Annotated in this window: 17 protein-coding genes; 7 read left to right on the forward strand and 10 right to left on the reverse strand. The window is 59.8% G+C overall.

What is annotated here, in order from left to right; all coding sequences use genetic code 11:
- Positions 1-62: 62 nt before the first annotated feature.
- Entirely contained in the window at positions 63-1,631 is a 1,569-nt protein-coding gene (locus AAEZ03_RS19150) for a SulP family inorganic anion transporter (RefSeq protein ID WP_350580765.1), read from the reverse strand.
- 171 nt (positions 1,632-1,802) lie between these two features.
- Between AAEZ03_RS19150 and AAEZ03_RS19155 the strand changes: the two genes are divergently transcribed.
- The 3 genes from AAEZ03_RS19155 (at position 1,803) to AAEZ03_RS19165 (ending at position 5,111) form a co-directional block, all read left to right on the forward strand.
- Complete coding sequence (locus tag AAEZ03_RS19155; RefSeq protein WP_123750627.1) at positions 1,803-2,129, forward strand: DOPA 4,5-dioxygenase family protein; 327 nt, start codon at positions 1,803-1,805, stop codon at positions 2,127-2,129.
- 361 nt (positions 2,130-2,490) lie between these two features.
- On the forward strand, positions 2,491-4,452 hold the full coding sequence (gene betT, locus AAEZ03_RS19160) for a choline transporter BetT (protein ID WP_350580817.1): 1,962 nt from the start codon (positions 2,491-2,493) through the stop codon (positions 4,450-4,452).
- 401 nt (positions 4,453-4,853) lie between these two features.
- Positions 4,854-5,111: a hypothetical protein gene (locus AAEZ03_RS19165; RefSeq protein WP_278940812.1), complete on the forward strand. Its 258-nt coding sequence runs from the start codon at positions 4,854-4,856 to the stop codon at positions 5,109-5,111.
- Positions 5,112-5,201: 90 nt separating this feature from the next.
- On the opposite strand, the gene AAEZ03_RS19170 is transcribed toward AAEZ03_RS19165, so the two are convergent.
- From AAEZ03_RS19170 to AAEZ03_RS19180, 3 genes are read right to left on the reverse strand one after another with little or no spacing between them, the layout of a single operon-like run.
- Complete coding sequence (locus AAEZ03_RS19170) at positions 5,202-8,264, reverse strand: efflux RND transporter permease subunit (protein WP_350580769.1); 3,063 nt, start codon at positions 8,262-8,264, stop codon at positions 5,202-5,204.
- The gene (locus tag AAEZ03_RS19175; RefSeq protein WP_350580772.1) at positions 8,261-9,331 is read right to left on the reverse strand and encodes an efflux RND transporter periplasmic adaptor subunit; all 1,071 of its coding nucleotides are present in this window, start codon (positions 9,329-9,331) and stop codon (positions 8,261-8,263) included. The genes AAEZ03_RS19170 and AAEZ03_RS19175 overlap by 4 nt, the downstream gene beginning before the upstream one ends.
- Positions 9,328-10,419: an efflux RND transporter periplasmic adaptor subunit gene (locus tag AAEZ03_RS19180; RefSeq protein WP_350580775.1), complete on the reverse strand. Its 1,092-nt coding sequence runs from the start codon at positions 10,417-10,419 to the stop codon at positions 9,328-9,330. Before AAEZ03_RS19180 ends, AAEZ03_RS19175 begins: the two co-directional genes overlap by 4 nt.
- Before the next feature lie 115 nt (positions 10,420-10,534).
- On the opposite strand from AAEZ03_RS19180, the gene AAEZ03_RS19185 reads away from it, so the two are divergent.
- Positions 10,535-11,695 carry an AAA family ATPase gene (locus AAEZ03_RS19185; protein WP_262126036.1) on the forward strand — a complete coding sequence of 387 codons (1,161 nt, stop codon included), beginning with the start codon at positions 10,535-10,537 and terminating at the stop codon, positions 11,693-11,695.
- Between the two features lie 10 nt (positions 11,696-11,705).
- Here the strand turns inward: AAEZ03_RS19185 and AAEZ03_RS19190 are convergent, their stop codons facing one another.
- The 4 genes from AAEZ03_RS19190 to AAEZ03_RS19205 all read right to left on the reverse strand — a co-directional run bounded on the left by AAEZ03_RS19190 (position 11,706) and on the right by AAEZ03_RS19205 (position 15,399).
- Positions 11,706-12,749, reverse strand: a complete 1,044-nt coding sequence (locus AAEZ03_RS19190; protein ID WP_350580778.1) for an RHS repeat-associated core domain-containing protein — start codon at positions 12,747-12,749, stop codon at positions 11,706-11,708.
- Positions 12,750-12,896: 147 nt separating this feature from the next.
- A complete protein-coding gene (locus AAEZ03_RS19195; protein ID WP_262126038.1) occupies positions 12,897-13,679 on the reverse strand; it encodes a MetQ/NlpA family ABC transporter substrate-binding protein in 783 nt (260 codons plus the stop codon).
- A 191-nt stretch (positions 13,680-13,870) separates the two neighbouring features.
- Positions 13,871-14,767 carry a sigma 54-interacting transcriptional regulator gene (locus AAEZ03_RS19200; protein WP_123750635.1) on the reverse strand — a complete coding sequence of 299 codons (897 nt, stop codon included), beginning with the start codon at positions 14,765-14,767 and terminating at the stop codon, positions 13,871-13,873.
- A 50-nt stretch (positions 14,768-14,817) separates the two neighbouring features.
- Positions 14,818-15,399 (reverse strand): alpha/beta hydrolase, encoded by a 582-nt coding sequence (locus AAEZ03_RS19205; RefSeq protein ID WP_048387212.1) that lies wholly within the window; start codon positions 15,397-15,399, stop codon positions 14,818-14,820.
- Between the two features lie 165 nt (positions 15,400-15,564).
- Between AAEZ03_RS19205 and AAEZ03_RS19210 the strand changes: the two genes are divergently transcribed.
- Positions 15,565-16,044, forward strand: a complete 480-nt coding sequence (locus AAEZ03_RS19210) for an Mpo1 family 2-hydroxy fatty acid dioxygenase (protein ID WP_123750643.1) — start codon at positions 15,565-15,567, stop codon at positions 16,042-16,044.
- 26 nt (positions 16,045-16,070) lie between these two features.
- Here the strand turns inward: AAEZ03_RS19210 and AAEZ03_RS19215 are convergent, their stop codons facing one another.
- Together AAEZ03_RS19215 and AAEZ03_RS19220 are read right to left on the reverse strand one after the other, a co-directional pair.
- The gene (locus tag AAEZ03_RS19215) at positions 16,071-16,715 is read right to left on the reverse strand and encodes an HAD family hydrolase (protein ID WP_350580783.1); all 645 of its coding nucleotides are present in this window, start codon (positions 16,713-16,715) and stop codon (positions 16,071-16,073) included.
- A 22-nt stretch (positions 16,716-16,737) separates the two neighbouring features.
- A complete protein-coding gene (locus AAEZ03_RS19220) occupies positions 16,738-17,286 on the reverse strand; it encodes a gamma carbonic anhydrase family protein (RefSeq protein WP_048372587.1) in 549 nt (182 codons plus the stop codon).
- Positions 17,287-17,457: 171 nt separating this feature from the next.
- On the opposite strand from AAEZ03_RS19220, the gene prlC reads away from it, so the two are divergent.
- Together prlC and AAEZ03_RS19230 are read left to right on the forward strand one after the other, a co-directional pair.
- A complete protein-coding gene (gene prlC, locus AAEZ03_RS19225) occupies positions 17,458-19,509 on the forward strand; it encodes an oligopeptidase A (protein ID WP_350580788.1) in 2,052 nt (683 codons plus the stop codon).
- Positions 19,506-19,784 carry a YheV family putative zinc ribbon protein gene (locus AAEZ03_RS19230; RefSeq protein ID WP_350580791.1) on the forward strand — a complete coding sequence of 93 codons (279 nt, stop codon included), beginning with the start codon at positions 19,506-19,508 and terminating at the stop codon, positions 19,782-19,784. Before prlC ends, AAEZ03_RS19230 begins: the two co-directional genes overlap by 4 nt.
- Positions 19,785-19,873: the final 89 nt, after the last annotated feature.

The raw sequence follows: 19,873 nt of genomic DNA on the forward strand, positions 1-19,873 counted from the left end.
CGAGCTTGCCTCGCGATCTTTTGATCTTCAAAAAGATCGCGAGGCAAGCTCGCTCCTACAGGTCAGTCCTCAAATAAAATCGGGCATTTGTCCGCGCCTTCCAGCTTCTTCAATTCTTCCACCACCGGCGCCCGTGCCCGGCGCAAGGTCAGGCTGCGGCCTAGCCCCAGCAAGCGGCGGGCTTCCTGGTGCAGCATCTCAACCCCCGAGTAGTCGATAAAGTTGATGTGCTGCGCCTCGATCACCACCCGCTGCCCCTGGGTGCGTTGCAAACGCACTTGCAGGTAATGGCTGGCGCCGAAAAAAATCGACCCGCCGACCCGCAACACCTCTTCATCCCCCTCTGTCCATTGCTGGATACGCGGGCGCGAAGTGCGCTTGAGGTAGAAAAACAGCGACGCCAGCACCCCGGCATAAATCGCTGTTTGCAGCTCCAGCAGCAAGGTGGCGACGCAGGTCAGCGCCATCACCGCGAACTCGGCGCGGCTCACCCGCCACAGCGCCCGAATGCCGCGGGTGTCCACCAGCCCCCAACTGATCAGCAAAATGCTCCCCGCCATGGCCGGGATCGGAATGTGCGCAATCAGCGCGGAGCCGGTGATCGCAAACAGCGCCACCCACAACGCGGAAAACACCCCGGCCAGCGGCGAGCGGGCGCCGGCTTCGTAGTTGAGCCCCGAGCGGGTGAATGAGCCCGAGGACAAATACCCCGAGAACAACGCGCCGAACACGTTGGACAAGCCTTGTGCGCGGATCTCCTGATTGGCATCGAGCATCTGCTGCGAACGTGCCGCTATCGAGCGAGCAATCGACAAACTGGTCACCAACCCCAGCATGCCCACCGCCACGGCACTGGGCAGCAGGCGCAACAGCGTTTCGATATCCAGCGGCAGCGGGCTAAACGGCGGCAAACGCCCCACAAACGCCTGCACCAACTGCACATGGCCAAACACTGACGGCAGCAGCCACACGGCCAGGCTGGCGAGCACCAGGGTCAACAGCAGCGTCGGCCAGCGTGGCAGCCACAGCTTGAGTGCGACGCCCAACAGCACCGTCCCCACCCCGAGCCCCAACGAAGCGGGGTCGAAGTCGCGTACATGGCGCAACAGCGTCAGCAGGCTGTCCAGCGCCGTGGTTTTACCCGGCACGTCAACGCCCAGCACATTGGGCAACTGGCCCAGGGCAATCACCACCGCCGCGCCCAGGGTGAAGCCGACCACCACCGAATGTGAGACAAAATTGGCCAGCGCGCCGAACTTCAGCATCCCCAGCAGCCACTGAAAAATCCCCGCCAGAAACGTCAACAGCAGGATCAGGCCGATGTAGTCCTGCGTGCCGGGCACCGCCAGCGGGCTGACACTGGCAAACAGCACAATCGAGATGGCAGCCGTCGGCCCGCAGATCAAATGCCACGACGAGCCCCACAAGCACGCAATAATTACTGGCACAATGGCAGCATATAGCCCGTATTCAGGCGGTAAACCTGCAATCAAGGCGTAGGCGATGGACTGCGGCAGTGCCAGAATTGCACCACTCAAGCCCACCAGCGCATCTCGGCCTACGCTTGCACGGGTTTGTTTGGGCAGCCAATTCAGAAACGGCAGGATGGCAGTGCGGTTGAGCCGGGGCATAACGCTCTCGCTGAGTGTGGGTTTAGAGTGCGCGTGCAAGGTTACCTCTGTGGGAGCGGGCTTGCTCGCGATGGCCTCGCCGCGGATGTTCGCATACACCGCACCGTCTGCATCGCGAGCAAGCCCGCTCCCACATTAATAATGCGTGCAGCACACCATCAAGAGGCGCTTATGCAACGAATCAAGGGCTATCACGCCCACGTCTATTACGACGCCAGCACCATCGACCAGGCGCGCGCGCTGTGCGAAGAAGCGGCGCACCGGTTTGGCATCAGCATGGGCCGCGTCCACGAACGCCCGGTCGGCCCGCACCCCGACTGGAGCTGCCAACTGGCCTTCGGCCCCGAACTGCTCGGCATTGTATTGCCCTGGCTGGCCATCAGCCGACACGGACTTGTGATTTTTCTGCACCCCGACACCGGCAATGACCTGCTGGATCACACCGATCATGCGATCTGGATGGGTGAAATCAGGCCGTTGAATTTGTCTATTTTTTGACCAGAAAGCGAAGCGCTTCGATTTTTTGGAATTTTTTTTCACCCCCTAAAATTCCGCCCGTGACCTACCGTCGGCAAATCCCGGATAGCCCCGTGCCATAACGGCTGAACGTTCGTGCGCGGGCATGTGTCATACCTTGCCATGAGCTAACGTAAGACACGTGTAGCCAAGGGTAGCGATTAGTCCTCACACGCCATCCATGTTTAACTTGAATGCTCGTTCAAGTTAAACCGGTGGTCCGCTGCCCGCTCACAACAGGAGGCTAACCTTTGCCGAACTCGCTCTTTTTACGCCTGTATCACTGCTGCGAGGTGTATTTGCCATGAGTGCACCTTCGACGTCACAGACGTCTCTCATCCGTATGAACCCGCCGGTTTTTTACTTTGCCGCCGGGTTTATTTTGATCTTCGGGCTGGTGGTGATTTCATTGCCCGAAGCCGCCGGAGAATGTCTACTGGCAGCACAAAACTGGGCGGCCAATACGGTCGGCTGGTACTACATGCTAGCGATGACCCTGTATCTGATCTTCGTGGTCGTCACCGCCTTGTCCGGCTACGGCAAGATCAAGCTCGGTGCCGACCACGACGAACCTGAGTTCAGTTACCTGTCCTGGGCGGGCATGCTCTTCGCCGCCGGGATCAGCATCACGCTATTTTTCTTTTGTGTGTCAGAACCCCTCACCCACATGCTCAACCCGCCACAAGGCCCGGCCGGTAACGCCGAGGCGGCGCGCCAAGGCATGCAGTTGCTGTTTTTGCACTGGGGCCTGCACGGTTGGGGCGTGTTTGCCTTTGTCGGCATGGCGCTGGCGTACTTTGCCTACCGGCATAACTTGCCGCTGGCGCTGCGTTCGGCGCTGTACCCGCTGATCGGCAAACGCATCAATGGCCCCATCGGCTACGCGGTTGACGGCTTTGGCATCATCGCCACGGTGTTTGGTCTGGGTGCCGACATGGGGTTTGGGGTGTTGCACCTCAACTCCGGGCTCGACTACCTGTTCGGCATGCCGCATACCCAATGGATTCAGGTGGGGTTGATCACCCTGATGATGGGCGCGGCCATTTTGGTGGCCATCGCGGGCGTCGACAAAGGCGTGCGCGTGATGTCCGACATCAACATGCTGCTGGCCTGTGCCCTGCTGCTGTTCGTGCTGTTCGCAGGCCCGACGCAGCACCTGCTCAACACCTTGATCCAGAACATCGGTGACTATTTGGGCGCGCTGCCGACCAAGAGCTTTGATGTGTATGCCTACAACAAGCCGAGCGACTGGCTGGGCGGCTGGACCGTGTTCTATTGGGCCTGGTGGATCGCATGGTCGCCGTTTGTGGGCCTGTTTATTGCGCGTATCTCCCGTGGCCGGACCATTCGCGAATTCGTCTTTGGCGTGCTGTTGATTCCGCTGGGCTTCACCCTGGCGTGGATGTCTATTTTCGGCAACAGCGCCATCGACCAAGTGCTCAACCACGGCCTGACGGCGTTAGGCCAAGCCGCCATCGACGACCCGTCGCGCGCCTTGTACCTGCTGCTGGAAACCTACCCGTGGAGCAAAACCGTGATCGCCGTGACGGTGTTCATCAGTTTTGTGTTCTTCGTGACCTCGGCCGACTCCGGCACCGTGGTGCTGTCGACCCTCTCGGCGCGTGGCAATAGCGCTGACGAAGACGGCCCTAAATGGCTGCGGGTGTTCTGGGGCGGGATGACCGCGCTGGTGACCAGTGCGCTGTTGTTCTCGGGCAGCATCGACGCGCTCAAGTCGGCGGTGGTCCTGACCTCGCTGCCGTTCTCGCTGATCCTGTTGCTGATGATGTGGGGGCTGCACAAGGCGTTCTACCTGGAATCGCAGAAGAAGATCGCGCAGATGCACTCGCTGGCCCCGGTGGCCGTGTCGCGCCGTGGCCGTGGTGGCTGGCGTCAACGCTTGAGCCAGGCTGTGCACTTCCCGTCGCGTGACGAGGTGTACCGCTTCATGGACACCACGGTGCGCCCGGCGATTGAAGAAGTCAGCGCGGTGTTCCTTGAAAAAGGCCTCAACGTTGTCACCCAGCCCGACCCGGCCAACGACAACGTCAGCCTTGAGATTGGCCATGGTGACCAGCATCCGTTCGTCTACCAGGTGCAAATGCGCGGCTACTTCACGCCGTCGTTTGCCCGTGGCGGCATGGGCCCCAAAGAACTGCGTAACCGCCGTTACTACCGGGCTGAAGTGCACCTGAGCGAAGGCAGCCAGGACTACGACCTGATGGGCTACACCAAAGACCAGATCATCAACGACATCCTCGACCAGTACGAACGCCACATGCAGTTCCTGCATTTGGTGCGTTGACCCTCTCGCGAGCAAGCCCGCTCCCACAGGTGTTGCACAGGACCTGTGGGAGCGGGCTTGCTCGCGATTCAGGCAGCGCGATTACAGACCTTTCCCTGACTTGTGTGGGATGAGGCTTTCTCGTGCTTTGGCCCATTGTGGTGCTCGTTGCGGGCTGCCTATAGTTCGCTCCGTCGCTGAATCATCAGCGTTCGGGCGTGCAAGCCTGATCATAGGATTCCAACTTTTCAAAACGCTTGGTAGGCTCCGCGCCTGCACTCAGCGTTATGGCGGTTGTGCGTGGGAGATCTTCGGGTCTGCCGGATTCCTATGGCCGGTCTTGCACACCCGCGCACAGCTGCCACCCTCTTTCTGCGTGCAAGCTGATTGAAGTGGCTCCTTAATTCATAGGAGTTTCCACCATGTCGCATTTCCTCCCGCAAACCGACAATCCTGTCGATTCCAACGTTCTCTTGATTGATACCCAGGCGTCTGTGTCTTCCTTGCTCACCTGTGCTGAGCAGCGCTTTCAGGCGGCCAAGAATTTGTTGCGCAGTTTGTCCCACATGAACGCCTACAGCAGCGATCCGCATGATTTGAGTGCGGTATGTGAGGCGACGTCGTTGTTGTTGCAAGAAGGCTGCGATGTGCTGGGGGTGTTGGTGTTGCGCGAGGTGTAAAACACCCGGAGCTGCCGCAGGCTGCGATCTTTTGATCTTGAACATCAAATGATCGCAGCCTTCGGCAGCTCCAGGATTAGGCGTTAGCCGTCAGTGAATGGCCGGTGGCGGATTTTTGTTTTCTTTGATGCGGTACCAGGCCACGTACAGGGCCGGCAAGAACAGCAAGGTCAACAAGGTGGCCGAGAAAATGCCGCCGATCATGGCGTAGGCCATCGGGCCCCAGAACACGTCCCGTGCAATCGGGATCATGCCCAGGCTGGCCGCCGCGGCGGTCAGCAGGATGGGCCGACGACGGTGATGCGTGGCCTGGACCACCGCATGCCACGGGTCGAAGCCATCACGTTCGAACTGGTCGATCTGGGTCACCAGAATCACCGTGTTACGAATGATGATGCCGATCAGCGCCAGGATCCCCAAAATCGCGATAAAGCCCATCGGCGTGCCGGTGGGCACCAGCGCCAACACCACGCCAATCAGGCCCAGTGGCGCGACGCTGACCACGATGAACATCTTCTGCACGCTTTGCAGCTGGATCATCAAAAAGGTCGCCATCAAAAACAGCATCAACGGGATGACTTTGGCGATCGGGCCTTGGGCCTTGGCGCTTTGCTCCACAGTGCCGCCGGTTTCGACTTTGTAGCCTTGCGGCAGTTTGGCGATGAAGGCATCGATGGTCGGTTTGAGGTCGTCCACCAGGTCTACCGCCTGAATGTCGCCGCGCACCGCAGCCTTGAGGGTCAAGGTCGGTATGCGGTCACGGCTCCAGACCAGCGGCTGCTCCAGCTCGTAACGCACCGAGGCAAACGCCAGCAACGGGATCGAGGTGCCGCTCGGCGTGGTGATTTGCAGGTTGAGCAGGGTTTCTGGCGTGTTGCGCTCGCTGCCATTGGCCCGGCCGACGATGTCGATCAGGTAGATGCTGTCTTTAACCTGGCTGACGGTGGCGCCGGTGACGATGCTGTTCATCACTTGCGCGACGTCTTCGGACGACAAACCAAACTGGCGGGCCTTGTCTTGCGCGATGTCGACCCGCAGCACTTTGCCCGGTTCGTTCCAGTTGAACAGGGTTTCACCCACGTTGGGGTTGGCGTCCAGCACGGTGGCCAGGTCAATGGCGTGTTTGCGCACCTGGTCGATGTTCGGGCCGCTCACCCGGTATTGCAGCGGCTGGCCCACGGGCGGGCCCAGCTCCAGGGTGTGCACGTAACTGCCAACGCCGACAAACTCTTCACGCAGGCGTTTGTTCAGGCGTTCCATCAACGCATCGCGGCTCTCAAGCCCGGTGCTGACGATCACCAACTGGGCGAAGAACGGGTTTTGCAGTTGCTGGTCCAGAGGCAGATAAAAACGGATCGCGCCCTCGCCCACGTAGGTACTCCAGCGCACGATGTCCGGGTCGTCCTTGAGCGAGGCTTCAAAGCGTTGGGTGACTTTGAGGGTTTCCTGGATCGAGGCGTTTTGCGGCAGGTTCAAGTCCACCAGGATTTCAGGGCGCTCAGAGGCCGGGAAGAACTGGTTTTGCACAAAGGTCATGCCCACCACCGAGGCCAGGAACATCGCCGCCGTGCCGCCGATGGTCCACCAGCGATGGGTCATGCACCACAGCAGGCCGGTGTTGAACGCTTGGGCCAGTCGCCCCGGTTTTTCGGACTTGGGTTTGACCTTGGCGGGCAGCACGCCCACGCCCAGCACCGGGGCAAACAGCACCGCCACCATCCATGACACCAGCAGGGCCACGCCAATCACCGCGAACAGGGTGAAGGTGTACTCGCCCGCCGCGCTGTTGTTGAGGCCGATCGGGACAAAGCCCGCCACCGTGACCAAGGTCCCGGTAAGCATCGGGAAAGCCGTGGAGTGGTAGGCAAACGTTGCGGCCTGCTGTTTGGTTTCGCCCAGTTCCAGCCGCGAGATCATCATCTCTACCGTGATCATCGCGTCGTCCACCAACAGGCCCAGGGCGATGATCAACGCGCCCAGCGACACACGCTGCATGGCAATGCCGGTGAATTCCATAAACACGAAGACCAGCGCCAGCACCAGCGGGATCGAGATCGCCACCACCATGCCCGCGCGCAGGCCCAGGCTGATAAAGCTCACCGCCAGAACGATGATCACCGCCTCAAACAGCGCGCTGGTGAAGCCGTGTACGGCCACCTGAACCACTTCGGCCTGGTCAGAGACCATGTGCACGCCCACGCCCACCGGCAGTTGCGCGGTCAGTTCGTTGATGCGCTGCTGCAGTTGCTGGCCGAACTCTTGAATGTTGCCGCCCGTGTTCATGGCCACGGCCAGGCCAATGGCCGGCTGGCCGTTGTAATGAAACATCGGCGCGGCCGGGTCGACATAACCACGGGTGATGTCGGCCACGTCAGCGAGCCGGTAGAAGCGGTTGTTGACCCGCAGGTTGACCGCCTCAAGGTCGGCCACGCTGTGGAACTGGCCGGAGGCGCGCACCGACATGCGCTCTGGTCCGGCTTCAATGACGCCCGCCGGGGTCACGGCGTTTTGCTCTTGCAGGCTTTGCAGAATGTGCTGTTGATCAAGGCCCAGCGCGGCCAGTTTGCGGGTCGAGAAGTCGAGGTAGAAGGTTTCGGCCTGCTCGCCGATGGTCATCATCTTGCCGCGATTGGGGATGTCGCGGATCCCCAGGCGCACCTCTTCGACGTAGTCGCGCAGCTGGCGCATGCTGATGCCGTCGCCGGTAAAGGCGTAAATCGTGCCGTACACATCACCGAACTCATCGTCGAACCCCGGGCCTTGAATGCCTTGGGGGAAGTCGCCGCGAATGTCGCCGATTTTTTTGCGCACCTCGTACCAGATATGCGGGATGAGCTCGGCCTTGGTGGTGTCTTTCAAGAACACAAACACCGTGGACTCGCCCGGCCGGGTGTAGCTCTGGACGTAATCGAGGGTGTCCAGCTCTTCGAGCTTTTTCTCGATACGGTCGGTGATTTGCAGCATGGTGTCGTCCACCGTAGCGCCGGGCCACTTGGTCTGAATCACCATGGTTTTGATGGTAAAGCTGGGGTCTTCGGCGCGGCCCAGGTTGAAGTACGAAAAGAACCCGGCAAGCACCGCGACGAACATCAGGTACCACACGAATGACTGATGCTCGAGGGCCCACTCGGACAGGTTGAATTTCCCATTCATTGCGAGCTTTCCTTGTCGAGTCTGACTTTTTGTCCGGGTTTAAGGCTGTAGGCGCCCGCACTGACCACGGTGTCACCGCTGCTGATGCCGCCCGAGAGCAACACGGTATTGGCGTCGCGGCGCCACACGGTTACCTCCCGCGTGTTCGCGGTGAGTGTGTGCGGGTCGACGACCCACACACGGGTTTTGCCGTCGGTTTCTTGCAGGGCGGTCTGCGGCACCTGGAAGTGCTGGGTAATCGGGCTGCTGACCGTCACGCTGATGGAGCTGCCTAGGCGGAAGGCCGGCGGGGTCTGGTCCAGGGTTAGCCGCACACGGCGGGTGCGTGTGGCGCTGTCGGCCTGGGGCGCGATTTCGCGAACATGGGCCTTGGTGTTGACGTTCGGGTCGAGCTGGCCTGCGACAAAAAACACGACGTCTTTGGGCAGGGCTTCGGCCAGCGGCGCCGGGAGGTCGATCACCGCTTCTTTGATTTCAGGTCGCGCCAGGGTGGCCACGGCTTCACCGACGCTCACCACCTGGCCAGCTTCGACCGCCCAATCGGTGATCACCGCGTCATGGTCTGCGCGCAGGTTGCAGTAGCTGAGTTGGTCTTTGGCCTGGTTGAGCGCTGCTGACGCTTGTTGCACGGCGGCCTGCGCGGTTTTGAGGTCGGCTTGTGCCGTGTCCAGCTGGGCTTGCGCGCCCACGCCCTGATTGAACAGCTCTTGCTGGCGCCGGGCATTGGCCTGAGCGTTGATCAACTGCGCGCGGGACTTGTCCAGATCGCCTTGGGCGGCGCGCACATTGTTTTGCTGATCGGTCGGGTCGAGGCTGGCCAAAATATCGCCTTCTTTGACCAGCGCGCCTACGTCGTAATAGCGCCGCACGATGCGGCCCGGCACGCGAAAGCCCAAGGTGCTTTCATAGCGGGCTTCGATGTTGCCGGCAAAGCGCCCCAGGTGTTGGGTCAGGTCGGGCTTGGCCACCACGTAGAGCACGGGCCTGACGGGTGGCTCAGGCGGCTTTTTTTCAGAGCAGCCCAGCAACAACAGGGCCGCGAAAGGCGCTATCCATAGGCGGTTCATAGCGCCATCCCCCCTGCTGGCGTGGGCGCTATCTCGACCTTCATGCCGGGGTGTAACAATTGTCCGCCTGCGACCACAACCTTTTCTCCGTCCTTGAGGCCATCACTGATGATCACGCTGCCGGTCAGGTAGCGCCCCACGGTGACCTTTTGCAGGCGCGCATTGTTCTCGCCGTCGACCACCCACACCGCCGGGTCGCTGACATCTTTGGTCAGGGCTGACCATGGCATTTCAATGCTGCGCTGCGGCGCCGGGCTCAGGTTGACGCTGACAATCGAGCCCAGGTCCATGCCCTTGGGCAGTGAGTCCAGTTGCACCTTGATTTGCAGCGTGCCGCTTTGCGCCGCCACGGCGGGGGTGATCTCGCGGATAAAACCGTTGGCCTTGACCGTCGGGTCCTGCAACAGCGTGACTTGCACGGTAGGGTCTTTGGGCGGCTCGATAAACAGCGATTCGTACACGTTGAACACGGCATCGCGGGCGCCATCACGGGCCAGCGAGAACATCGGCATGGTGGCTTGCACCACTTGCCCGACCTCAGCCTGGCGCGCAGTGATGACGCCAGGCGCTTCCGCCACCAGGTTGCTGTAGCTGAGTTGTTCGCGGGCGTTGGCCAGTTGCGCTTGCGCCGCGGCCAATGCGCTTTGTGCGCTCTGCTGGGCCGCATAGGCCGCATCGTATTCGCTTTGGCTGGTGTAGCCCTTTGGCAGCAGCTTTTGCTGACGCACATAGGCGGCGCGGGTTTGTACCACTTGCGCCTGTTGTGCATACACGCTGGCCTGGGCGGTCTCGACCTGGATTTTCAGGTCTTTGGGGTCAAGGCGCGCCAACACCTGATTGGCCTGAATGTGATCACCGACATCGACTTTGCGCTCGATAATCTTGCCGCCGACCCGAAAGGACAGCTGGGTTTCGACCCGGGCCTGAATGTCGCCACTGAGCGCAATGGGAGGTGCATAGTCGCGGCTGGTAACTTCTTGGATATAAACCCGTGGTGATAAAGGCTCTTTGGGGCCTTCTTTACCGCAAGCCGTCAGGAGCGCCAAAAGGCTTAAGCCCCAAGCACACTTGATTCGTGGACCAGCCATGCAGACTCCTTTGCTTGGTGCTGAGTGATCGAGACAATACGACACATAGCGTAGAACAGGGTTCAGACTTTGTGGGACTCTATGCACGCCTTGCTCACACTTTTGAGGTCACCCAATGCTCACCACTCTGGCGGTGGCCAACTATCGCTCTATCAACCAGTTGATCGTCCCGCTGGCGCGGCTCAATTTGATCACCGGCCCCAATGGCAGCGGTAAATCCAATCTGTACCGTGCGCTGCGTTTGCTGGCCGAGACGGCTCAGGGCGGGGTGGTCAATGCGCTGGCCCGTGAAGGCGGGCTGGAGTCGACGTTCTGGGCGGGGCCCGAGGTGGTGTCGCGGCGCATGAAGTCTGGCGAGGTGGCCATCGAGGGCGGCCCGCGCAACAAGGTTAAGCGCTTGCGCATGGGCTTTGCGGCCGACGATTTCAGCTACGCCATCGCCTTGGGGGTGTCGCCGCCTGAGCTGTCAGCGTTTACCCTCGACCCGCAAATCAAGCATGAAAGTATTTGGGTTGGCCCCAGTTATCGTCCGGCCAGTGAGCTGGTGGAGCGCAATGGCCCGATGATCCGTGCCCGTACCGAACGCAGTTGGCAGGTGCTGGCGCAACACACGCCGATGTTCGACAGCTTGTTCGATCAAGTCGGCAGCCTGCAGGCCTCGCCTGAAGTGCTGCGGCTGCGTGAGTCGATTCGCGGTTGGCGTTTTTATGATCACTTTCGCACCGACCCTGATGCGCCGGTGCGTCAGCCGCAGTTGGGCACGCGCACACCGGTGCTGCACCACGATGGCCGCGATCTCGCTGCGGCCCTGCAAACCATCCTCGAAATGGGCGACCCGCAAGTCCTGCACAGCGCCATCAGTGACGCCTTCCCCGGCGCGCGGCTAGAGATCAATGCGATGCCCGGTGGGCGTTTTGCTGTCGAGTTCTATCAAGAAGGGTTGTTGCGCCCGCTGTCGGCGGCGGAGTTGTCGGACGGCACCTTGCGCTACCTGCTGCTGGTGGCCGCCCTGCTCACGCCGCGCCCGCCGACTCTGATGGTGCTCAACGAGCCCGAAACCAGCCTGCACCCCGACCTGCTGCCCGCGCTGGCGCGATTGATCATTCGTACCTCGCTCCATTCCCAGGTGTGGGTGGTGTCCCACGCGCGACGGCTGATTGCCGCCTTGCAGCAAGACCCGGAGTGCAACTGCATCGTGCTGGAAAAAAACCTCGGCCAGACCGAGGTCGTGGGGCAGCGAATGCTGGATCAACCGGCTTGGCATTGGGCGGATTGATAGAGGGAAATCAAAGCAATCGCAGCCGTTGCCCCCAAGTTTCAACTCCACGCAGGGGGATATTGGGGTTGTGCCCCCAAACCGTGGGCATTGGCGGTACTCGGTGGGTTTCTTCGATGGTTTGTTTATTAGCAAAGCTTTGTGAGGTTGAGCTCGACGTTGAGGAAATAGAGTTTCTTGGGGGACGCGGCGGTGGGGTGTTTTTACCCATTAACTTGGCAACTCTCTTAGCTCTGGCTGCCGCTCTAATGCCACTCCAGCCCAGCTTAGTGGCCAAGACAGAGCTGCTTAAACCTAAAATGGCCAAGGTTATGCCCACTGCGGTCATTTCAGTGCTGCCTGTGTTGTTATTTCCCGCTGCCATGCTCAATCGAACGGTGCCGATAATACCTGCGGAAGCTGTAAACCCCACACCAGCGACCTTCGCAAGATCAACGGCCTTGATGGGGCCAGCTTTTAACGCTTTCAAGGATGCGTAAAAGCCCACAGAGGGAATTGCTCCGACCGCTGTCCCGCCCAGCCCAATGACCGACAGGACGACAGGGGCTATCAAGGCAAAGGAAAACTGCCCATTGGGGTCTACCCGGTTAACCGGATCACCCAGGCAATAGCAGTAGGGGTTCAACCCGCCAGCACCAAACGGGCTTAACGTATCGGGGCTGTTAAAGCGCATCAATACGGGGTTGTACGCGCGGTGGCCGTTACCCAACAGATAGTGGCCGGTCATCGGGTCAGGCGCTTCCCCGTTAAACCCTAACAGCTCCTGTTGCCCACGATGATGCCCATACGGGGTGTAAGCCTGCGGGTGTTGGTGTGCGCCGCTGAGTGAATGCAACACGCTGCGTTGCAGGTCGGTGCCCAGCAACAGCGTTGCGGTTGTGTGTTTTTCAGCCAGCAACTGGTCGTGGTGCTGAAAGACTGTCTGGCTGTGTTCGCCCTGGCGTTCAGTGCTCAAGTGCTCACGGTGATAAAAACGCTGCGTCGAGGGCTGGGCGCCTATTGTCGTTGTTGTTAAGCGATCCAGAGGATCATAGGCATAGCGTTTAAGAGGCATGTGGGTTGGCTCTTTGCTGAGTGTCCCCCAGCTTTGCTCCAATGCCAGACCTTGCCTACCTGTTAACTCTGCTAGGTTTTTTTGCCAAATACTAAAAAACGCCGACGCTGTAGGAGCCGTCGGCGTTTTGAGTGGGCGGGCGTTGGATTAGAACGCAGGCACTACCGCACCTTTGTATTTCTGCTCAATGAAGGCTTTGACTTCAGGGCTGGTCAGGGCTTTGGACAGCTTTTGGATTGCGTCGCTGTCTTTGTTGTCCGGGCGAGCCACCAGGAAGTTCACGTAAGGCGAATCAGAGCCTTCAATGATCAGCGCGTCAGTGGCCGGGTTCAGGCCCGCTTCCAGCGCGTAGTTGGTGTTGATCATGTCCAGGTCAACTTGGTCCAGCACGCGTGGCAGCAGTGCCGACTCAAGCTCTTTGAACTTGAAGTTGTGCGGGTTTTTGGCGATGTCTTTCGGGGTGGCCACCGCGTTGGTCGGGTCTTTCAGTTCGATCAGACCGGCCTTTTGCAGCAGGATCAACGCACGGCCGCTGTTGCTGCCTTCGTTAGGGATCGCGATGGTTGCGCCGTCTTTCAGGTCTTTGATGTCTTTAACTTTTTTGGAGTAACCACCAAAAGGTTCAACGTGTACGCCAACCACGGTCACCAGGTTGGTGCCTTTGCCTTTGTTAAAGCTTTCGAGGTACGGCAGGGTCTGGAAGTAGTTGGCGTCCAGACGCTTCTCTGCGACTTGTACGTTGGGCTGCACGTAGTCGGTGAAAACTTTAATGTCCAGATCCACGCCTTCTTTGGCGAGGGTCGGTTTGATCAACTCAAGGATTTCAGCGTGAGGAATCGGGGTCGCAGCGACCACCAATTTTTCGTTAGCCTGTGCCAGGCCTGCCGTCAGAGCAGCCGCCAATGCGGAAAACAACAGAACCTTTTTCATGCAATGTCCTTAAGGGGTGACCGTTCTGGTAACGGTTTTATTGGAGTCGGAGCGAAAGATACCGACTTTCTTTATTCCAGAACAATAATATTTATTCATTCGCTTAGATCGTTTGGTTCTTTAAATCCCTATCTGTAGGAGCGAGCTTGCCTCGCGATCTTTTGATCGTCTAAAAGATCGCGAGGTGGGGGTTATGCCAGCAGCTGTTTCAGCGCCGTCAGCTCCTGCGCCGTTGCGCCTTTAATAAAATGCTCAATCTGCCCCAGGCTGTCAGGCAGGTTTAAATGCTCGGGGCGGATCTCTTCGCCGGTGCTCACCAGCAGCGCAAAGTGGATGACGTTTTCCAGCTCACGGGTATTGCCGGGCCATGTGTGGCGCTCCAATACCCGTTGCGCGCTGTCACTGATAAAGGGCACCGCCAGGTTGAGGCGCTGGCTGTAGATGCCTAAAAAGTATTCGGCCAACGACAAAATATCCCCCGGCCGCTCGCGCAAAGCGGGCAACGGCAACTGCCCCTCGCTGAGGTAGTGATACAGCCGCTCGTGAAATTTGCCAGCCTGTACCGCCTGAGCCAGGTCGATGCTGGTGGCCGCCACCAGGCGCACATCCACCGGGCTGGGCTGATGGGCGCCGACCCGCGTGACTTCGTGGGTTTCCAGTGCGGCCAGCAATTTGACCTGAATGCCCAGCGGCAAATCACCGATTTCATCCAGGTACAGCGTGCCGCCATTGGCGGAGCCGAACCAGCCAGCGCGGCTGCTGGCCGAACTGCTGTGGCTGCCGGGAGCGTAACCGAACAACTCGGCATCGGCGTAGGTGGGGCTGATCGCGCCGCAATTAACAGACACAAACAAACCGGTGCGGTCGCTGGCGCGGTGGATGTGCCGGGCCAACAACTCTTTACCGGTGCCGGTTTCGCCGCGAATCAAGACCGGTAGCGCGCGCGGCGCCAGCAGTTCCAGGTCATCACGCAATTGGCGCGAACGCGGATCGACAAACACCAGTGCTTTGGCGCGAATGCTCAGCGGGCTTTTTTCGGCGTCGGGGAAGGTCAGCAGGGGCTGACCAAAGGTTTCATGCAGACTCATGGCGGGCTCCCGCCCGCCGCCGATGGGTGGGCGCGGGCGTTACAAAAAATTCAGGCGCGGCGCAGGGCACCGTGCTCAATACGGGTTTGCAGGCGATACAAAAAGGCGAAGCCTTGCTCCCAGCGTTGGTGGCCAGACTTGACGTTGATATGTCCGGCGCCGCTGAGAATGCCGACCTCGGCGCCCCATTGGCGGGCAAACTCCATGGCGCGAGGTGCGCTGGCCGCGGCATCGTTGTCAGAGCCGACGACTTGGCTCGGGAACGGCAGGGTTTGCGTCGGGATCGGGGCAAAGTTACGCAGTGCGGGGGCGCAGGTGGGGCGTTCGACATCTGCCGGGGCGACCAGCAAGGCACCGCGCACCTGGCTCAGCAAGCTGGCAGGGGCACGTTCGGCCCAATGCGCAACGGTGATGCAACCCAGGCTGTGGGCAATCAGAATGACCGGCGTGCTGTCGGCGGCAATCGCCTCGGCCAGCGCGGCAATCCAGTCTTCGCGGCGTGGCGTCAACCAGTCGGCCTGTTCCACCCGGGCACTGTTCGGCAAGCTGTTTTGCCAGTGGGTTTGCCAATGATCGTCAGACGAACCTTGCCAACCCGGCACTATCAAATAGCGAATCGATTCATTGCCCATGGCTGTGCGCCTCCAGCGGTATGTGTGTTACCGAGTCAGTATAGGGACGGTTTTTAGATTCGCTAAGGAATAAGAAGCTATTTGTTAATAACCAAAAAACCATCGCCGTCCAGAACGCGCAGGCGTATTACACTCAATGCATTGCCCACCCCGCGAGCTTGCGCCATGAAAAGCCTGGTTGATCATCTGAGCCAATACGCCGCTTACCACCGTGACAAACGCAATATCGTCACCCACTTTGTGGGCATCCCGTTGATTGTGATTGCCGTGGCGGTTCTGTTGTCGCGACCGCAATGGGCGGGCATTTCGCCTGCGGTGTTAGTGATGATCGCCAGTGCGGTGTTTTACCTGCGCCTTGAACTGCGCTTGGGGTTATTAATGACCGTGTTGCTGGGGCTGGCGGTCTGGCTCGGGCACACCTTGGCGGCGCTGAGCACGGGCGCGTGGCTAAGCTGGGGGGTTGGGCTGTTTGTGGTCGGCTGGGTGATCCAGTTTGTGGGGCATTACTACGAAGGGCGCAAGCCTGCGTTTATCGACGACGTAACCGGGCTGATTGTCGGGCCGTTGTTTGTGGTGGTGGAGTTGGGTTTTCTGCTGGGCTGGCGCCAGGATTTGCAGCGCGAAATCGACGCACGAATCGTGTAGGAGCGAGCAAGCCCGCTCCCACCGGTTTATCTAAACGCCTGGTGCAACTGTGCCAGCGTTTCAAAGTGGTAGGTGGGCGCGTGTGCGCTCAGCTCTTCGAAGCTGCCAAAGCCGTAGCCCACGGCCGCCGCGTCCAGGCCGTTGTGGCTGGCGCCGATGAGGTCGTGCTTGCGGTCACCGATCATCAGGGTCTGCGCCGGGTCCAGCCCTTCTTCGGCCATCAGGTGAGCAATTAGCTCGACCTTGTTGGTGCGCGTGCCGTCCAGTTCGCTGCCGTAAATCACTTTAAAGTGCTTGGCAAAGTCAAAGTGCCGGGCGATTTCGCGGGCGTAAATCTGCGGCTTCGAGGTGGCGATGAACAGCTGGCGGCCTTGGCCCACCAGTTCTTCCAGCAGCGGCGTAATGCCCTCAAATACCTGGTTTTCGTACAAGCCTTTGACCGAGAAACGCTCACGGTAAAAGCCCACGGCTTCCCATGCCTGGGCTTCGCTGAAGCCGTAAAACTCGATAAAGGCTTGCAGCAGCGGCGGGCCGATAAAGTGTTCGAGTTTGCGCAGGTCTGGCTCATCAATGCCCATTTTGCTCAATCCATACTGGATCGAGCGGGTGATGCCTTCGCGTGGGTCGGTCAGGGTACCGTCGAGGTCGAACAATACGTTTTGATACTGCATGCAGGGCTCCAAAATAGGCGGCTTAAACGGGCTGGTCGTAGCCTTCGGCCAAGTGCTGGTCTTTGAGTTTTACGTAGTTGCCAGCGCTGTAGGTAAAAAAGGCTTTCTCTTTTTCAGTCAGTTCACGCACTTGCTTGACCGGGCTGCCGACATACAAAAAGCCGCTTTGCAGGCGTTTGCCCGGAGGCACCAGGCTGCCCGCGCCCACGATCACGTCGTCTTCAATCACCGCCCCGTCCATCACGATGCTGCTCATGCCGATCAAAATACGGCTGCCCACGGTGCAGCCATGCAGCATGACCTTGTGCGCGATGGTCACGTCATCGCCGATCAGCAGCGGGAAACCTTCAGGGTTGAACGGCCCGGCGTGGGTGATGTGCAGCACGCAGCCGTCTTGCACGCTGGTGCGCGCACCGATGCGGATACGGTGCATGTCGCCGCGAATCACGGTCAATGGCCAGATCGAACTGTCGGCGCCGATCTCGACGTCGCCAATCACCACGGCCGAACGGTCGACAAAGGCGCGCTCGCCCACGGTAGGTGTGTGCTGCTGGAACGGACGGATGGACACAAATAGCTTCCTTCTTTAGCAGTAATAGGGCGTTACAGGGCTGCGGTAACGGTCGATTGTAATTAAGATGGCCCAAGGTCTGCTGACGTTTCATTACAACGAGGTGAGTGGTTCAGTTTTTGCAATGAAACCTCAACAGATCTTCAATTTCTTCTAGCCAAGGTGCCAAACGTGAGCGAGAAAAACCCTCTATTGCAGCCCTACGACCTGCCGCCGTTTTCGGCGATCCGTCCTGAGCACGTCCAGCCGGCCATCGAGCAGATCCTCGCGGACAACCGTGCTGGCATTCAAAAGATCCTCGCCGATCAAGGCAAGAACCCGACGTGGGCCGGTCTGGTGCTGGCGATGGATGAGTTGAACGACCGTCTGGGCGCCGCCTGGAGCCCGGTCAGCCACTTGAACGCGGTGTGCAACAGCACTGAGCTGCGTGAAGCTTACGAGGCGTGCTTGCCTGCATTGAGCGCCTACTCCACCGAGATGGGCCAGAACCGTGAGCTGTTCCAGGCCTTCGAAGCCTTGGCCCACAGCCCGCAAGTGGCTGACTTTGATCAGGCACAAAAGACCATTCTTGAACACTCGCTGCGCGATTTCCGCTTGTCGGGTATTGATCTGCCAGAAGCCGAGCAGAAGCGCTACGCCGAAGTGCAGAGCAAGCTGTCTGAGTTGGGCAGCAAGTTCTCCAACCAGTTGCTGGACGCGACCCAGGCCTGGACCAAGCACATCACCGACGAAGCTGCGCTGGCAGGCCTGACCGAGTCGGCCAAGGCGCAAATGGCCGCGGCTGCACAGGCTAAAGGGCTGGATGGCTGGTTGATCTCGCTCGAGTTCCCAAGCTACTACCCGGTCATGACCTACGCCGAAGACCGCGCCCTGCGCGAAGAAGTCTACGCCGCCTACTGCACCCGCGCGTCGGACCAAGGCCCGAATGCCGGTCAGTTTGATAACGGTCCGGTGATGGAACAGATCCTCGATCTGCGTCAGGAACTGGCCAAGTTGCTGGGTTTTGGCAGCTTTGCAGAGCTGAGCCTGGCCACCAAAATGGCTGAAACGCCGGATCAGGTGCTGACCTTCCTGCGTGACCTGGCCAAGCGCACCAAGCCGTTTGCGGCGCGTGACCTTGAGCAACTGCAAGCCTATGCCAGCGAGCAAGGCTGCGACGAACTGAAAAGCTGGGACACCGGTTTCTTCGGCGAAAAACTGCGCGAGCAGCGGTACAGCGTGTCGCAAGAAGCCTTGCGCGCCTACTTCCCGATCGACAAAGTGCTGGATGGCTTGTTCGCCATCGTGCATCGCCTGTACGGCATCGACATTGCTGAAATCAAAGGCTTCGACACCTGGCATCCCGATGTTCGCCTGTTCGAAATCAAAGAAAACGGCCAGCACATCGGGCGTTTCTTCTTTGACCTGTACGCCCGCGCCAACAAGCGCGGTGGTGCCTGGATGGACGGCGCCCGTGACCGTCGCCGCACCGCAGCCGGCGAGCTGCAAAGCCCGGTAGCCAACCTGGTGTGTAACTTCACCCCGGCCGTTGCGGGCAAGCCTGCACTGCTGACCCACGACGAAGTGACCACCCTGTTCCACGAATTCGGTCATGGTCTGCACCATATGCTGACCGAGATCGAACACGCAGGCGTGTCCGGCATCAACGGCGTGGCGTGGGATGCGGTCGAGCTGCCAAGCCAGTTCATGGAAAACTGGTGCTGGGAGCCGGAAGGCCTGGCGCTGATCTCCGGCCACTATGAAACCGGCGAAGCGCTGCCAAAAGACCTGCTGGATAAAATGCTCGCGGCCAAGAACTTCCAGTCCGGGCTGATGATGGTGCGTCAGTTGGAGTTCTCGCTGTTTGACTTCGAACTGCACGCCACCCACGGCGATGGCCGCAGCGTTGCTCAGGTGCTGGACGGCATCCGTGATGAGGTCTCGGTCATGCGCCCACCGGCGTACAACCGCTTCCCGAACAGCTTCGCGCACATCTTTGCAGGCGGTTACGCGGCGGGTTACTACAGCTACAAGTGGGCTGAAGTGTTGTCGGCAGATGCGTTCTCGCGCTTTGAAGAAGAAGGCGTGTTCAACCCGCAAACCGGCAAGGCATTCCGCCAGGCCATTCTGGCGCGCGGTGGCTCGCTGGCCCCAATGGAACTGTTCAAGGACTTCCGTGGCCGTGAGCCGTCGATTGACGCCTTGTTGCGCCACAGCGGCCTGACCGAGGACGCGGCAGCATGAGTGATACACCGGTAAACGTGACAAAAAAACGCTTTATCGCCGGGGCTGTCTGCCCGGCGTGCAGCGAGCCTGACAAGCTGATGATGTGGAACGAAAACGACGTGCCGCACCGCGAATGCGTGGCCTGCGGCTACTCCGACACGCTGAATGAACAAGGTCTGTCGGTGCCCAAGGAATTGGGCACGCGGGTCAACACCTCGGCACTGAAAAAACCACCGACGCCGAACGTTCAGGCGGTGCAGTTCTTTCCGAATCCGAAGCTGAAAAAGCCTTAAAGCCTTACGAAAACCCTGTAGTCGCTGACAAAGCATGAGGCTGCGATGCAAACCACATCGCAGCTTCGTACCTCATCAGCGACTACAAC

It is taken from the genome of Pseudomonas sp. HY2-MNA-CIBAN-0224 (assembly GCF_040310285.1).
GTDB lineage: Bacteria > Pseudomonadota > Gammaproteobacteria > Pseudomonadales > Pseudomonadaceae > Aquipseudomonas > Aquipseudomonas helleri.

Excerpts from the sequence above, each read along its gene's own strand:
- AAEZ03_RS19150 (WP_350580765.1), bottom strand. The coding sequence starts at position 1,631 with ATGCCCCGGCTCAACCGCACTGCCATCCTGCCGTTTCTGAATTGGCTG.
- AAEZ03_RS19155 (WP_123750627.1), top strand. The coding sequence starts at position 1,803 with ATGCAACGAATCAAGGGCTATCACGCCCACGTCTATTACGACGCCAGC.
- betT (WP_350580817.1), top strand. The coding sequence starts at position 2,491 with ATGAACCCGCCGGTTTTTTACTTTGCCGCCGGGTTTATTTTGATCTTC.
- AAEZ03_RS19165 (WP_278940812.1), top strand. The coding sequence starts at position 4,854 with ATGTCGCATTTCCTCCCGCAAACCGACAATCCTGTCGATTCCAACGTT.
- AAEZ03_RS19170 (WP_350580769.1), bottom strand. The coding sequence starts at position 8,264 with ATGAATGGGAAATTCAACCTGTCCGAGTGGGCCCTCGAGCATCAGTCA.
- AAEZ03_RS19175 (WP_350580772.1), bottom strand. The coding sequence starts at position 9,331 with ATGAACCGCCTATGGATAGCGCCTTTCGCGGCCCTGTTGTTGCTGGGC.
- AAEZ03_RS19180 (WP_350580775.1), bottom strand. The coding sequence starts at position 10,419 with ATGGCTGGTCCACGAATCAAGTGTGCTTGGGGCTTAAGCCTTTTGGCG.
- AAEZ03_RS19185 (WP_262126036.1), top strand. The coding sequence starts at position 10,535 with ATGCTCACCACTCTGGCGGTGGCCAACTATCGCTCTATCAACCAGTTG.
- AAEZ03_RS19190 (WP_350580778.1), bottom strand. The coding sequence starts at position 12,749 with ATGCCTCTTAAACGCTATGCCTATGATCCTCTGGATCGCTTAACAACA.
- AAEZ03_RS19195 (WP_262126038.1), bottom strand. The coding sequence starts at position 13,679 with ATGAAAAAGGTTCTGTTGTTTTCCGCATTGGCGGCTGCTCTGACGGCA.
- AAEZ03_RS19200 (WP_123750635.1), bottom strand. The coding sequence starts at position 14,767 with ATGAGTCTGCATGAAACCTTTGGTCAGCCCCTGCTGACCTTCCCCGAC.
- AAEZ03_RS19205 (WP_048387212.1), bottom strand. The coding sequence starts at position 15,399 with ATGGGCAATGAATCGATTCGCTATTTGATAGTGCCGGGTTGGCAAGGT.
- AAEZ03_RS19210 (WP_123750643.1), top strand. The coding sequence starts at position 15,565 with ATGAAAAGCCTGGTTGATCATCTGAGCCAATACGCCGCTTACCACCGT.
- AAEZ03_RS19215 (WP_350580783.1), bottom strand. The coding sequence starts at position 16,715 with ATGCAGTATCAAAACGTATTGTTCGACCTCGACGGTACCCTGACCGAC.
- AAEZ03_RS19230 (WP_350580791.1), top strand. The coding sequence starts at position 19,506 with ATGAGTGATACACCGGTAAACGTGACAAAAAAACGCTTTATCGCCGGG.